Origin of the sequence: Acidovorax sp. 210-6, assembly GCF_010020825.1 — a bacterium.
Lineage (GTDB): Bacteria > Pseudomonadota > Gammaproteobacteria > Burkholderiales > Burkholderiaceae_C > Simplicispira > Simplicispira sedimenti.
This window is the reverse complement of sequence record NZ_JAACJE010000001.1, coordinates 3,764,570-3,778,082: the sequence shown is the minus strand read 5'-3', so window position 1 is coordinate 3,778,082 and position 13,513 is coordinate 3,764,570. Positions and strand designations below refer to the sequence as shown.

General features: G+C 61.2%; 9 protein-coding genes and 1 tRNA gene. All 10 read left to right on the top strand.

Features of this window, described 5'->3' with window-relative positions; translation table 11 throughout:
* The first annotated feature begins 35 nt into the window (after positions 1 to 35).
* The gene (gene tuf / locus GWK50_RS17575; RefSeq protein WP_162017634.1) at positions 36 to 1,226 is read left to right on the top strand and encodes an elongation factor Tu; all 1,191 of its coding nucleotides are present in this window, start codon (positions 36 to 38) and stop codon (positions 1,224 to 1,226) included.
* A gap of 8 nt (positions 1,227 to 1,234) precedes the next feature.
* Positions 1,235 to 1,310 (top strand) — tRNA-Trp (locus GWK50_RS17570).
* An 83-nt stretch (positions 1,311 to 1,393) separates the two neighbouring features.
* On the top strand, positions 1,394 to 1,777 hold the full coding sequence (gene secE / locus GWK50_RS17565; protein ID WP_162017633.1) for a preprotein translocase subunit SecE: 384 nt from the start codon (positions 1,394 to 1,396) through the stop codon (positions 1,775 to 1,777).
* The gene (gene nusG / locus GWK50_RS17560; RefSeq protein WP_162017632.1) at positions 1,778 to 2,365 is read left to right on the top strand and encodes a transcription termination/antitermination protein NusG; all 588 of its coding nucleotides are present in this window, start codon (positions 1,778 to 1,780) and stop codon (positions 2,363 to 2,365) included.
* A 122-nt stretch (positions 2,366 to 2,487) separates the two neighbouring features.
* Positions 2,488 to 2,919, top strand: a complete 432-nt coding sequence (gene rplK / locus GWK50_RS17555; protein ID WP_162017631.1) for a 50S ribosomal protein L11 — start codon at positions 2,488 to 2,490, stop codon at positions 2,917 to 2,919.
* Positions 2,920 to 3,615: a 50S ribosomal protein L1 gene (gene rplA / locus GWK50_RS17550; protein ID WP_162017630.1), complete on the top strand. Its 696-nt coding sequence runs from the start codon at positions 2,920 to 2,922 to the stop codon at positions 3,613 to 3,615.
* Between the two features lie 223 nt (positions 3,616 to 3,838).
* Positions 3,839 to 4,345, top strand: a complete 507-nt coding sequence (gene rplJ, locus GWK50_RS17545; protein ID WP_162017629.1) for a 50S ribosomal protein L10 — start codon at positions 3,839 to 3,841, stop codon at positions 4,343 to 4,345.
* 44 nt (positions 4,346 to 4,389) lie between these two features.
* Positions 4,390 to 4,767 (top strand): 50S ribosomal protein L7/L12, encoded by a 378-nt coding sequence (rplL, locus tag GWK50_RS17540; RefSeq protein WP_005797571.1) that lies wholly within the window; start codon positions 4,390 to 4,392, stop codon positions 4,765 to 4,767.
* Positions 4,768 to 5,043: 276 nt separating this feature from the next.
* The gene (rpoB, locus tag GWK50_RS17535) at positions 5,044 to 9,156 is read left to right on the top strand and encodes a DNA-directed RNA polymerase subunit beta (RefSeq protein WP_162017628.1); all 4,113 of its coding nucleotides are present in this window, start codon (positions 5,044 to 5,046) and stop codon (positions 9,154 to 9,156) included.
* A 21-nt stretch (positions 9,157 to 9,177) separates the two neighbouring features.
* On the top strand, positions 9,178 to 13,422 hold the full coding sequence (gene rpoC, locus GWK50_RS17530; RefSeq protein WP_162017627.1) for a DNA-directed RNA polymerase subunit beta': 4,245 nt from the start codon (positions 9,178 to 9,180) through the stop codon (positions 13,420 to 13,422).
* Positions 13,423 to 13,513: the final 91 nt, after the last annotated feature.

Genomic DNA, 13,513 nt, shown 5'->3' with positions numbered 1-13,513 from the left:
TGTTGTTTGGCTATTGTTTTTTTCGGAGTCGAAAAATGGCAAAAGAGAAATTTGAGCGGACCAAGCCGCACGTCAACGTTGGCACGATCGGCCACGTGGACCACGGCAAGACGACGCTGACGGCGGCCATCGCTACCGTGCTGTCGGCCAAGTTCGGCGGCGAAGCCAAGAAGTACGACGAAATCGACGCAGCGCCTGAAGAGAAGGCACGCGGCATCACCATCAACACCGCCCACGTCGAGTACGAAACGGCCAACCGCCACTACGCCCACGTGGACTGCCCCGGCCACGCCGACTACGTCAAGAACATGATCACCGGCGCTGCCCAGATGGACGGCGCCATCCTGGTGTGCTCCGCCGCTGACGGCCCGATGCCCCAGACGCGCGAGCACATCCTGCTGGCCCGCCAGGTCGGCGTGCCCTACATCATCGTCTTCCTGAACAAGTGCGACATGGTGGACGACGCCGAACTGCTGGAACTGGTCGAAATGGAAGTGCGCGAGCTGCTCTCCAAGTACGACTTCCCCGGCGACGACACCCCCATCGTCAAGGGCTCGGCCAAGCTGGCCCTCGAAGGCGACAAGGGCGACCTGGGCGAACAGGCCATCATGCGCCTGGCAGAAGCCCTGGACACCTACATCCCCACGCCTGAGCGTGCAGTGGACGGTGCCTTCCTGATGCCCGTGGAAGACGTGTTCTCCATCTCCGGTCGCGGCACCGTGGTGACCGGTCGTGTCGAGCGCGGCATTGTCAAGGTCGGCGAAGAAATCGAAATCGTCGGTATCCGCGACACGCAAAAGACCACCTGCACCGGCGTGGAAATGTTCCGCAAGCTGCTGGACCAGGGCCAGGCTGGCGACAACGTCGGTATCCTGCTGCGCGGCACCAAGCGCGAAGACGTCGAGCGCGGCCAAGTGCTGTGCAAGCCCGGCTCGATCAAGCCCCACACCCACTTCACGGCTGAGGTGTATGTGCTGAGCAAGGACGAAGGCGGTCGCCACACCCCCTTCTTCAACAACTACCGTCCCCAGTTCTACTTCCGCACCACCGACGTGACCGGCGCCATCGAGCTGCCCGCGGACAAGGAAATGGTGATGCCTGGCGACAACGTGTCGATCACCGTCAAGCTGATCAACCCCATCGCCATGGAAGAAGGTCTGCGCTTCGCCATCCGTGAAGGCGGTCGTACCGTCGGCGCCGGCGTCGTGGCCAAGATCATCGAGTAATAAGGTCTAGGGGTATAGCTCAATTGGCAGAGCGTCGGTCTCCAAAACCGAAGGTTGTAGGTTCGATTCCTACTGCCCCTGCCATCTGATAGTGGCAACCAAGGCCCGCCAGTCTCTGGCGGGCTTCAGTGTCTTGAGAGGCACCGAATTATTGAGGATAGGCAGTGATGGCCACTTCGCAAGTTGAGACAGTCAGTACAGGGCAGGACAAAGCAAAGTTGGCGGCGGTAGTGCTGCTGGTTTTGGGCTCGGTGGCTGGCTTTTACCTGCTGAGCAAGCAGGGCCCCATGATTCAATGGGGTGCTTTGATTGTGGGGCTGGCTCTGGCTGCGGCAGTCTTTTTGGTGTCGGAATCTGGTCGCCAGCTTGTTGCTTTCTCCAAAGACGCCTGGCGCGAAGCCAAAAAGGTGGTCTGGCCCAGCCGCAAAGAAGCGGTCCAGATGACGGGCTACGTATTTGCGTTTGCTGTCGTGATGGCTCTGTTCCTTTGGTTCACGGACAAAACCCTCGAGTGGGTGCTCTACGATCTGATCCTGGGCTGGAGAAAATAAATGAGCGCTGATGTTGAACTGGGTGGTGCTGCGCAGGGCGCTTCTGCTGCCAATCCCGATTTGCGCTGGTACATCGTTCATGCCTACTCCGGCATGGAGAAGGCGGTAGAGCGCAACATCGCTGAACGTATCGCACGTTCTGGAATGCAGGATAAGTTCGGTCGCATTCTGGTGCCCACCGAAGAGGTGGTCGAGATGAAGAATGGCCAGCGCAAGACGACCGAGCGGCGCCTCTTCCCTGGCTACGTCTTTGTCGAGATGGTCATGGACGATGACACCTGGCATCTGATCAAGCACACCAGCAAGGTGACCGGATTTGTGGGGGGCGCCAAAAATCGCCCCGCTCCCATCTCTGAAGACGAAGTGCAGAAGATCGTCAGTCAGATGCAGGAAGGTACCGACAAGCCGCGCCACAAGATCGAGTTCATGGTGGGTGAGATGGTGCGCGTCAAGGAAGGTCCGTTCACGGACTTCAACGGCACTGTGGAAGATGTCAACTACGAAAAGAGCCGTGTGCGCGTATCCGTGATGATTTTCGGGCGCTCCACGCCGGTCGAGCTGGAATTCAGCCAGATAGAAAAAACCTGAACACAGCGGGTCCATTGGCGTTTCAACGACTCAACGCCCTGTGTATCAACGAGTCGACAACCCCCGGGGAGCCTGCGTGCAGTTTTTGCGGTAGGCGCTGGTACCCGTAAGGAGTCTTAAAAATGGCGAAGAAAATCGTCGGCTTCATCAAGCTGCAAGTGCCAGCTGGTAAGGCCAATCCCTCTCCCCCCATTGGTCCTGCTCTGGGCCAGCGCGGTCTCAACATCATGGAGTTCTGCAAGGCGTTCAACGCGCAGACCCAAGGTGTGGAGCCCGGCCTTCCTCTGCCCGTCGTGATCACGGCATTCGCAGACAAGAGCTTTACTTTCATTATCAAGACCCCTCCGGCGACCACGTTGATCAAAAAGGCGATCAAGCTGGAAAAGGGTTCCGCCAATGCATTGAAGACCAAGGTCGGCAAGATCACCCGCGCTCAGCTGGAAGAAATCGCCAAGACCAAGATGAAGGACATGAACGCTGCATCTCTAGATGCTGCTGTTCGTACCATTGCAGGTTCTGCGCGCTCCATGGGCGTGACGGTGGAGGGTGTGTAAATGGCCAAGCTGACCAAGAAGCAAAAAGCCCTGCAGGGCAAGGTGGAATCCACCCGTCTGTACCCTTTGACCGAGGCATTGGCCATCGTCAAGGATGCCGCCACTGCCAAGTTCGACGAGTCGATCGATGTGGCCGTGCAACTGGGCGTGGACGCCAAGAAGTCGGATCAAGTCGTGCGCGGCGCCGTGGTGCTGCCTGCCGGTACCGGCAAGACCACCCGTGTCGCAGTGTTCGCACAAGGCGCCAAGGCTGAAGAGGCCAAGGCAGCGGGCGCTGACATCGTGGGTATGGACGATCTTGCCGCCATGGTCAAGGCGGGTGACATGCCTTTCGACGTCGTGATTGCTGCACCGGACGCAATGCGTGTGGTTGGTACCTTGGGTCAGATCCTGGGCCCCCGCGGCCTGATGCCTAACCCCAAGGTCGGCACGGTGACGCCGGATGTGGCCACTGCCGTGAAGAACGCCAAGGCTGGCCAGGTCCAGTTCCGTGTGGACAAGGCCGGTATCGTGCACAGCACCATTGGTCGCCGCTCGTTCGACAACGACAAGCTCCAGGCCAACCTGTCTGCGCTGATCGAAGCCCTGAACAAGGCCAAGCCTGCTACGAGCAAGGGTCTGTACCTGCGCAAGGTTGCCCTGTCCTCGACCATGGGTGTGGGTGTTCGCATCGACACGCAAACCATCGCAGCGTAATTGCGCGAAATCTTGAGGCGCCGAAAGGTGCCTCGGTGGTGGGCTACCGCACCCGTGTGGTGGGCCATCCAAGACCGCTGGTGTGCCGACAGGCGCTTAATCCTTCAAGGCCAGCGCAGATGGCGATCCCGCTGCAGATGGAATGATTTTTCCTCCACAGTTGGTCGCTGCAATAAGAGCGCATGAAGGGACTTGTCCCGAAGTGCATTTAAAGGAGTAGACCTTGAGTCTTAATCGCAGTGAGAAAGAAGCGGTCATCAGTGAAGTGACCAGCCTCGCCGCTAAAGCTCAAACGCTTGTGATTGCGGAATACCGTGGCATCACGGTCGCCGACATGACCAAACTGCGCGTTGATGCACGCAGCAAGGGTGTAAGCCTGAGTGTTCTGAAGAACACCCTGGCACGCCGTGCTGTGGCAGGCAGCCAGTTTGACGTGGTGGCAGACCAGATGACCGGTCCGCTGATCTATGGCTTCTCCGAAGACGCCGTGGCCGCCGCTAAGGTGGTGGCCGATTTCGCGAAAACCAACGACAAGCTGGTGATTCGTGGCGGTGCTTTCGGTGGCAAGGCCCTGGACGTCAACGGCGTTAAGCAACTGGCCAACATTCCTACGAAGGAAGTGCTGCTGGCCCAGCTGTGTGGCTTGCTGATGTCGCCGATGTCCCGCACCGCCGTGGTGCTGGGTGCCCTGGCGGCCAAAAAAGGCGAAGGCGAAGCCGTTGCTGCCTGAGCAATGTGCTGACCGACCTGTTAACTAATTGTTAGGAAATCAAAATGGCATTCGATAAAGACGCATTTCTGACCGCTCTCGACAGCATGACGGTCCTGGAACTCAATGACCTGGTGAAGGCCATTGAAGAGAAGTTTGGCGTGAGCGCTGCCGCCATGGCCGCCCCCGCTGCTGCTGGCGGTGGCGCTGGCGCTGCTGCTGCCGAAGAAAAGACGGAATTCAACGTGGTGCTGACCGACGCTGGCGCCAACAAGGTGTCCGTCATCAAGGCAGTGCGCGAAATCACCGGCCTGGGCCTCAAGGAAGCCAAGGATCTGGTGGACGGCGCTCCCAAGAACGTCAAGGAAGGCATTGCCAAGGCCGACGCCGAAGCTGCCGTCAAGAAGCTGGTGGAAGCCGGCGCCAAGGCCGAACTCAAGTAATTCGGTCTCTTTCAAGGGCTGGAGCGTCCTCACAGGGCCTCCAGCCTTTGGCGCTTCCAGAGCGCACTTGAAAACTGGCTGGAGCAGACGGATGCTTCCCACCAGTTTTCAAGTGTCTTCTGACGAACCCGACAGCAGAAGGCGCCTTGGTCCGGGCGATGTGCAAGGCATCGCCGTCCGCCATGGTTGGTAGTGGCCAACCGCCAAGCCTGCGGCATTTCCTTCCGCAGTTCCGTCGTCGAAGACCCAGGACCCCAGTCTTAGCCCGGAGATCTCATGGCCTACTCTTATACCGAACGCAAGCGTATCCGCAAAAGTTTCGGCAGCCGCGACAGCGTGCTGAAGGTACCTTACCTCCTGCAGATGCAAAAGGACGCCTACACAGCGTTTCTGCAGGCCAACGTACCGCCGAAAAAACGAACCATTGAAGGCTTGCAGGCCGCATTCAATTCGGCTTTCCCCATCGTCTCGCACAACGGTTTTGTCGAGATGAAATTCCTGGAGTACAACCTGGCCAAGCCCGCCTTCGATGTGCGCGAATGCCAGACCCGCGGACTCACCTTCGCGTCGGCCGTGCGTGCCAAGGTTCAGCTGATTATCTATGACCGCGAATCGTCCACGGCGCAGTCCAAGGTGGTCAAGGAAGTGAAGGAACAAGAGGTCTACATGGGTGAAGTGCCCCTGATGACCGACAAGGGCTCCTTCATCATCAACGGCACAGAGCGCGTCATTGTTTCGCAGCTGCACCGTTCGCCAGGCGTGTTCTTCGAGCATGACAAGGGCAAGACGCACAGCTCTGGCAAGCTGTTGTTCTCGGCGCGCATCATCCCCTACCGTGGCTCCTGGCTCGACTTCGAATTCGACCCCAAGGACATTCTGTATTTCCGCGTGGACCGCCGTCGCAAGATGCCGGTCTCCATCCTGCTCAAGGCCATCGGCCTGAACCCCGAGTCCATCCTGGCGAACTTCTTCGTCAATGACAACTTCCGCCTGATGGACAGCGGCGCCCTGTTGGAATTCGTGCCCGAGCGCTTGCGTGGCGAGGTGGCCCGTTTCGACATCACCGACAAGTCGGGCAAGGTGGTGGTGGCCAAGGACAAGCGCATCACCGCGCGCCATACCCGCGAGCTGGAACAATCCGGCACCACGCACATCAGCGTCCCTGAAGACTTCCTGATTGGCCGCGTGGTGGCGCGCAACATCGTTGACGGCGACACCGGCGAAATCCTCGCCAAGGCCAACGAAGAACTGACCGAGGCACTGCTGAAGAAGCTGCGTTCGGCGTCGGTGCAAGAGCTGCAGTGCATCTACACCAACGAACTGGATCAGGGTCCCTACATTTCCCAGACCCTGCGCATCGACGAAACCACGGACGAATTCGCCGCGCGTGTTGCCATCTACCGCATGATGCGCCCTGGCGAACCTCCCACCGAGGACGCCGTGCAGGCGCTGTTCCAGCGTCTCTTCTACAGCGCAGACACCTACGACCTGTCGCGCGTCGGGCGCATGAAGTTCAACGCCCGCGTGGGCCGCGATAGCGCCGAAGGCCCCATGGTGCTGACCAACGAGGACATCCTCTCTGTGGTCAAGATCCTGGTCGATCTGCGCAATGGCCGCGGCGAAGTCGATGACATCGACCACCTGGGCAATCGCCGCGTGCGCTGCGTGGGTGAACTGGCGGAAAACCAGTACCGCACGGGTCTGGCGCGTATCGAAAAGGCTGTGAAGGAGCGTCTGGGCCAGGCCGAGCAAGAGCCGCTGATGCCTCACGACCTCATCAACTCCAAGCCGATTTCCGCGGCGCTCAAGGAGTTCTTCGGTGCCTCGCAGCTGTCGCAGTTCATGGATCAGACCAACCCGCTGGCCGAGATCACGCACAAGCGCCGCGTCTCGGCCCTGGGCCCGGGCGGTCTGACCCGCGAGCGCGCTGGCTTCGAGGTGCGCGACGTGCACGTGACCCACTACGGCCGCGTCTGTCCTATCGAAACGCCGGAAGGCCCGAACATCGGCCTGATCAACTCGCTGGCGCTGTACGCACGCCTGAACGAGTACGGCTTCATCGAAACGCCCTACCGCCGAGTGGCGAATGGCAAGGTGACCAACGAGATTGATTACCTCTCGGCCATTGAAGAAGGCAAGTACGTCATTGCCCAGGCCAACGCCGGTCTCGACGCTGAAGGGCGTCTCGTCGACGAACTGGTGTCTGCGCGCGAAAAAGGCGAATCGGTGCTGGTCAGCGCCGACCAGATCCAGTACATGGACGTGTCGCCTGCGCAGATCGTGTCGGTGGCTGCTTCGCTGGTGCCCTTCCTGGAGCACGACGACGCCAACCGCGCACTGATGGGCGCCAACATGTCGCGCCAGGCCGTGCCTGTGCTGCGCCCGGAAAAACCGATGGTGGGCACGGGCATCGAGCGCGTTGCCGCCGTCGACTCCGGCACCGTGGTCACGGCCACGCGCGGCGGCGTGGTGGACTACGTCGATGCCACCCGTATCGTGATCCGGGTGAACGACGACGAAGCCGTGGCCGGTGAAGTGGGTGTGGACATCTACAACCTCATCAAGTACCAGCGCTCCAACCAGAACACCAATATCCACCAGCGTCCCATCGTCAAGAAGGGTGACAAGCTGGCCAAGGGTGATGTGATTGCCGACGGTGCCTCCACCGACCTGGGTGAGATCGCCATCGGTCAGAACATGCTGATCGCCTTCATGCCCTGGAACGGCTACAACTTCGAAGACTCGATCCTGATCAGCGAACGTGTGGTGGCCGATGACCGCTACACCAGCATCCACATCGAAGAGCTGGTGGTGATGGCCCGCGACACCAAGCTGGGGCCAGAGGAAATCACGCGCGATATCCCCAACCTGTCGGAGCAACAGCTCAACCGTCTGGACGAGTCCGGCATCATCTACGTGGGTGCCGAAGTGCAGCCTGGCGACGTGCTGGTCGGCAAGGTCACGCCCAAGGGCGAGACCACGCTCACGCCCGAAGAAAAGCTGCTGCGCGCCATCTTCGGCGAGAAGGCGTCCGACGTGAAGGACACCTCGCTGCGCGTGGACCAGGGCTCGCAGGGCGTGGTGATCGACGTGCAAGTCTTCACCCGCGAAGGCATCCAGCGCGACAAGCGCGCCCAGCAGATCATCGACGATGAACTCAAGCGCTTCCGCCTCGACCTGAACGACCAGCTGCGCATCGTCGAGGCCGACGCCTTCGACCGTATCGAGAAGCTGCTGATCGGCCGTGTGGCCAATGGTGGTCCGCAGAAGCTGGCCAAGGGCACCAAGCTCGACAAGGCCTACCTCGACGGCGTGGACAAGTTCCATTGGTTCGACATCCGCCCCGCCGAAGACGAAGTCGCCGCGCAACTGGAGTCGATCAAGAATTCGCTGGAGCAGACCCGCCACAGCTTCGACCTGGCCTTCGAAGAAAAACGCAAGAAGCTGACGCAAGGCGACGAGCTGCCCGCAGGCGTGCTGAAGATGGTCAAGGTGTACCTGGCCGTCAAGCGCCGCCTGCAGCCTGGCGACAAGATGGCCGGCCGCCACGGCAACAAGGGCGTGGTCTCCAAGATCACGCCGGTGGAAGACATGCCCTACATGGCCGACGGTACGCCTGTGGACATCGTGCTCAACCCGCTGGGCGTGCCTTCGCGCATGAACATCGGGCAGGTGCTGGAAGTCCACCTGGGCTGGGCCGGCAAGGGCCTGGGCCAGCGCATTGGCGACATGCTTCAGCGCGAGGCCGCCGCCGCCGAGATCCGCACCTTCATGGAGCAGATCTACAACACCGCTGGCCGCAAGGAAGACCTTGCCAAGCTGTCGGACGGCGAGCTGCGCGCCATGGCGCAAGAGTTGACCACGGGTGTGCCCTTTGCGTCCCCCGTGTTCGACGGAGCCACGGAGCAGGAAATCCGCGACATGCTCAAGCTGGCCTACCCGGACGATGTCGCCAAGGCCAAGGGTCTGACGCCAACGCGCACCCAGGCACAGCTGTACGACGGCCGTACCGGCGACGCCTTCGAGCGCACCACCACGGTGGGCTACATGCACTACCTCAAGCTGCACCACTTGGTGGACGACAAGATGCACGCCCGCTCGACCGGCCCGTACTCGCTCGTCACGCAGCAGCCGCTGGGCGGCAAGGCACAGTTCGGTGGCCAGCGCTTCGGTGAGATGGAAGTGTGGGCGCTGGAGGCCTATGGCGCGTCCTACGTGCTGCAGGAAATGCTCACTGTCAAATCCGACGACGTGCAAGGCCGTACCAAGGTGTACGAGAACATCGTCAAGGGTGAGCACACCATCGAGGCAGGCATGCCCGAATCGTTCAACGTGCTGGTCAAGGAAATCCGTTCCCTGGGCCTGGACATCGAGCTTGAGCGCTCCTAATTCGGAAAGGGAAAGAGTCTTATGAAATCGCTACTCGACCTGTTCAAGCAGTTCACCCCCGACGAGCATTTCGATGCCATCCGCATCGGCTTGGCGTCGCCCGAGAAGATCCGTTCCTGGTCTTTCGGTGAGGTGAAGAAGCCCGAAACCATCAACTACCGCACGTTCAAGCCCGAGCGCGATGGCCTGTTCTGCGCCAAGATCTTTGGCCCGATCAAGGACTACGAGTGCCTGTGCGGCAAGTACAAGCGCCTCAAGCACCGTGGCGTGATCTGCGAAAAGTGCGGCGTGGAAGTCACGCAGACCAAGGTGCGCCGCGAGCGCATGGGCCACATCGATCTGGCTGCGCCTTGCGCCCACATCTGGTTCCTCAAGTCCCTGCCTTCGCGCCTGGGCCTGGTGCTGGACATGACGCTGCGCGACATCGAGCGCGTGCTGTACTTTGAAGCCTATGTGGTGACCGACCCCGGCATGACCCCGCTGAAAAAGTACAGCATCATGTCCGAGGATGACTACGACGCCAAGTTCAAGGAATACGGCGACGAGTTCCAGGCCAAGATGGGCGCTGAAGGCATTCGCGAGTTGTTGGAGTCGATCGATATCGATACCGAGATCGAGCGCCTGCGTGGCGACCTGACGGGCTCCGAAGTCAAGGTCAAGAAGAACGCCAAGCGCCTGAAGGTGCTGGAAGCCTTCAAGAAGTCCGGCATCAAGCCCGAGTGGATGGTGCTCGAAGTGCTGCCCGTGCTGCCGCCGGACCTGCGTCCGCTGGTGCCGCTGGACGGCGGCCGCTTCGCCACGTCGGACCTGAACGACCTGTACCGCCGCGTCATCAACCGCAACAGCCGTCTGCGTCGCCTGCTGGAGCTCAAGGCTCCCGAGATCATTGCGCGCAACGAAAAGCGGATGCTGCAGGAAGCCGTGGACAGCTTGCTGGACAACGGCCGCCGCGGCAAGGCCATGACGGGCGCCAACAAGCGTGCTCTGAAGTCCCTGGCCGACATGATCAAGGGCAAGTCCGGTCGTTTCCGCCAGAACTTGCTGGGCAAGCGCGTGGACTACTCCGGTCGTTCCGTGATTACCGTGGGCCCAACGCTCAAGCTGCACCAGTGCGGTCTGCCCAAGCTGATGGCCCTGGAGCTGTTCAAGCCCTTCATCTTCTCGCGCCTGGAAGCCATGGGCATCGCCACCACCATCAAGGCGGCGAAGAAGGAAGTCGAATCCGGCACGCCGGTGGTGTGGGACATCCTGGAAGAGGTCATCAAGGAGCACCCGGTTCTGCTGAACCGTGCGCCCACGCTGCACCGTCTGGGTATCCAGGCCTTTGAGCCCATCCTGATCGAAGGCAAGGCCATCCAGCTGCACCCCCTCGTCTGCGCGGCCTTCAACGCCGACTTCGACGGTGACCAGATGGCCGTTCACGTGCCGCTGTCGGTGGAAGCGCAGATGGAAGCCCGCACGCTGATGCTGGCCTCCAACAACGTGCTGTTCCCCGCTTCCGGCGAACCCTCCATCGTTCCTTCGCAGGACGTGGTGCTGGGTCTGTACTACGCCACCCGCGAGCGCATCAACGGCAAGGGCGAAGGCCTGGTGTTTGCCGATACCTGCGAGGTACAGCGTGCGCTGGATGCCGGTGTGGTCGAACTGACCGCCAAGATCAGCGTCCGTCTGACCGAGTGGACCAAGGACAAGGCCACGGGCGAGTTCGTGCCTGAGACCAAGCTCGTGGACACCACCGTGGGCCGTGCGCTGCTGTCGGAAATCCTGCCCAAGGGCCTGCCTTTTGCCAACATCAACAAGGCGCTCAAGAAGAAGGAAATCTCCAAGCTCATCAACGTGTCCTTCCGCAAGTGCGGTCTGAAGGAAACGGTGGTGTTCGCCGACAAGCTGCTGCAGAACGGTTTCCGTCTGGCCACCCGCGCGGGTATTTCCATCGCGGTGGACGACATGCTGGTGCCTGCCGAAAAGCACACCATCATCGAGCGTGCCGAAACCGAGGTGAAGGAAATCGCGCAGCAGTATTCCTCCGGTCTGGTGACCGCTGGCGAGCGCTACAACAAGGTGGTGGACATCTGGGGCAAGGCCGGTGACGACATCTCCAAGGTCATGATGGACCACCTGAAGAAGGAAAAGACCGTCGACCGCCACGGCAAGGAAGTGGACCAGGAGTCGTTCAACTCCATCTACATGATGGCCGACTCCGGTGCTCGCGGTTCTGCCGCCCAGATCCGTCAGCTCGCCGGTATGCGCGGCCTGATGGCCAAGCCCGACGGCTCCATCATCGAGACCCCCATCACGGCCAACTTCCGTGAAGGTCTGAACGTGTTGCAGTACTTCATCTCCACCCACGGTGCCCGTAAGGGTCTGGCGGACACGGCGTTGAAGACGGCCAACTCGGGTTACCTGACCCGCCGTCTGGTCGATGTGACGCAGGATCTGGTGGTGACCGAAGAGGACTGCGGCACGTCCAACGGTACGCTGATGCGTGCCATCGTTGAGGGCGGTGAAGTGATCGAGTCGCTGCGCGACCGTATCCTGGGCCGCACCGCGGCTGAAGAAGTGCTGCACCCCGAAACCCGTGCGGTCATGGCCCAGCCGGGCCAGATGCTCGACGAAGACCTGATCGAAGAGCTGGAAGCCGCTGGTGTGGACGAAGTGAAGGTGCGCACCGCGCTGACCTGCGAAACCCGCTTCGGCCTGTGCGCCAAGTGCTACGGGCGCGACCTGGGTCGTGGCGGCCTGATCAACCTCGGCGAGGCCGTGGGTGTGATCGCCGCCCAGTCCATTGGCGAGCCCGGCACCCAGCTGACCATGCGTACCTTCCACATTGGCGGTGCAGCGTCGCGTGCAGCCATTGCTTCCAGCGTGGAAGCCAAGTCCAACGGTTTCATCGGCTTCAACGCCACGATGCGCTATGTGACCAACTCCAAGGGTGAGTTGGTGGTCATCTCGCGCTCTGGCGAGATCGTCATCCAGGACGAGCACGGCCGCGAGCGCGAGCGCCACAAGGTGCCCTACGGCGCCACGCTGACCGTGAAGGCAGACCAGCAGATCAAGGCTGGCACCATCCTGGCCAACTGGGACCCGCTGACCCGTCCGATCATCACCGAGTACGCAGGTACGGTGAAGTTCGAGAACGTGGAAGAAGGCCTCACCGTGGCCAAGCAGGTGGACGAGGTCACCGGCCTGTCCACGCTGGTGGTGATTGACCCCAAGCGCCGTGGTTCGGCCAAGGTGGTCAAACCCCAGGTCAAGCTGATCGATGCCAACGGCCACGAAGTCAAGATCCCTGGCACCGACCATTCGGTGACCATCGGCTTCCAGGTGGGTGCTCTGATCCAGGTGCGCGACGACCAGGGCGTGGGTCCCGGCGAAGTGCTGGCCCGTATCCCGATCGAAGGTCAGAAGACCCGCGACATTACCGGCGGTCTGCCGCGCGTGGCCGAGCTGTTCGAAGCGCGTACGCCCAAGGACAAGGGCACGCTGGCTGAAGTCACCGGTACCGTGTCCTTCGGCAAGGAGACCAAGGGCAAGATCCGCCTGCAGATCACCGACCCCGATGGCAAGGTCTGGGAAGACCTCATCCCCAAGGAAAAGAACATCCTGGTGCACGAAGGCCAGGTGGTCAACAAGGGCGAGCTCGTCGTGGACGGTCCGGCCGATCCACAAGACATCCTGCGCCTGCTGGGTATCGAGGAACTCTCGCGTTACATCGTCGATGAAGTGCAGGACGTGTACCGTCTGCAGGGTGTGAAGATCAACGACAAGCACATCGAAGTGATCGTGCGCCAGATGCTGCGCCGCGTCGTGGTCGAGAACTCGGGCGATTCCGCCTACATCGCTGGCGAGCAGGTCGAGCGCTCCGAGATCCTCAACACCAACGAGGCACTGCAGGCCGAGGGCAAGATTCCCGCGACCTACAGCAACCTGTTGCTGGGTATCACCAAGGCGTCGCTGTCCACCGACTCGTTCATCTCGGCCGCTTCCTTCCAGGAAACCACCCGCGTGCTCACCGAGGCTGCCATCATGGGCAAGCGCGACGAGCTGCGTGGCCTGAAGGAAAACGTCATCGTTGGTCGTCTGATTCCTGCCGGTACGGGTCTGGCCTACCACCAGGCACGCAAGGCCAAGGACGCCATGGACGACGCCGAGCGCCGTGCCATCGCCGAAGCCGAAGCCGCTGAAATGGCGGGTCTGGCGCAGGACGGCGAGGCCGATGCTGCGGCCGATGCCGCCACCGGTACCGAAGTGCCCTCTGCGGACTGATCCGCAGGCAGCATGACCTAGCGCGCTCCCGGCCTGTCTGGTTTCAGGCAGACCGGGAGTTTTTTTATGGGTCTCTCACCTCTTTGAATCC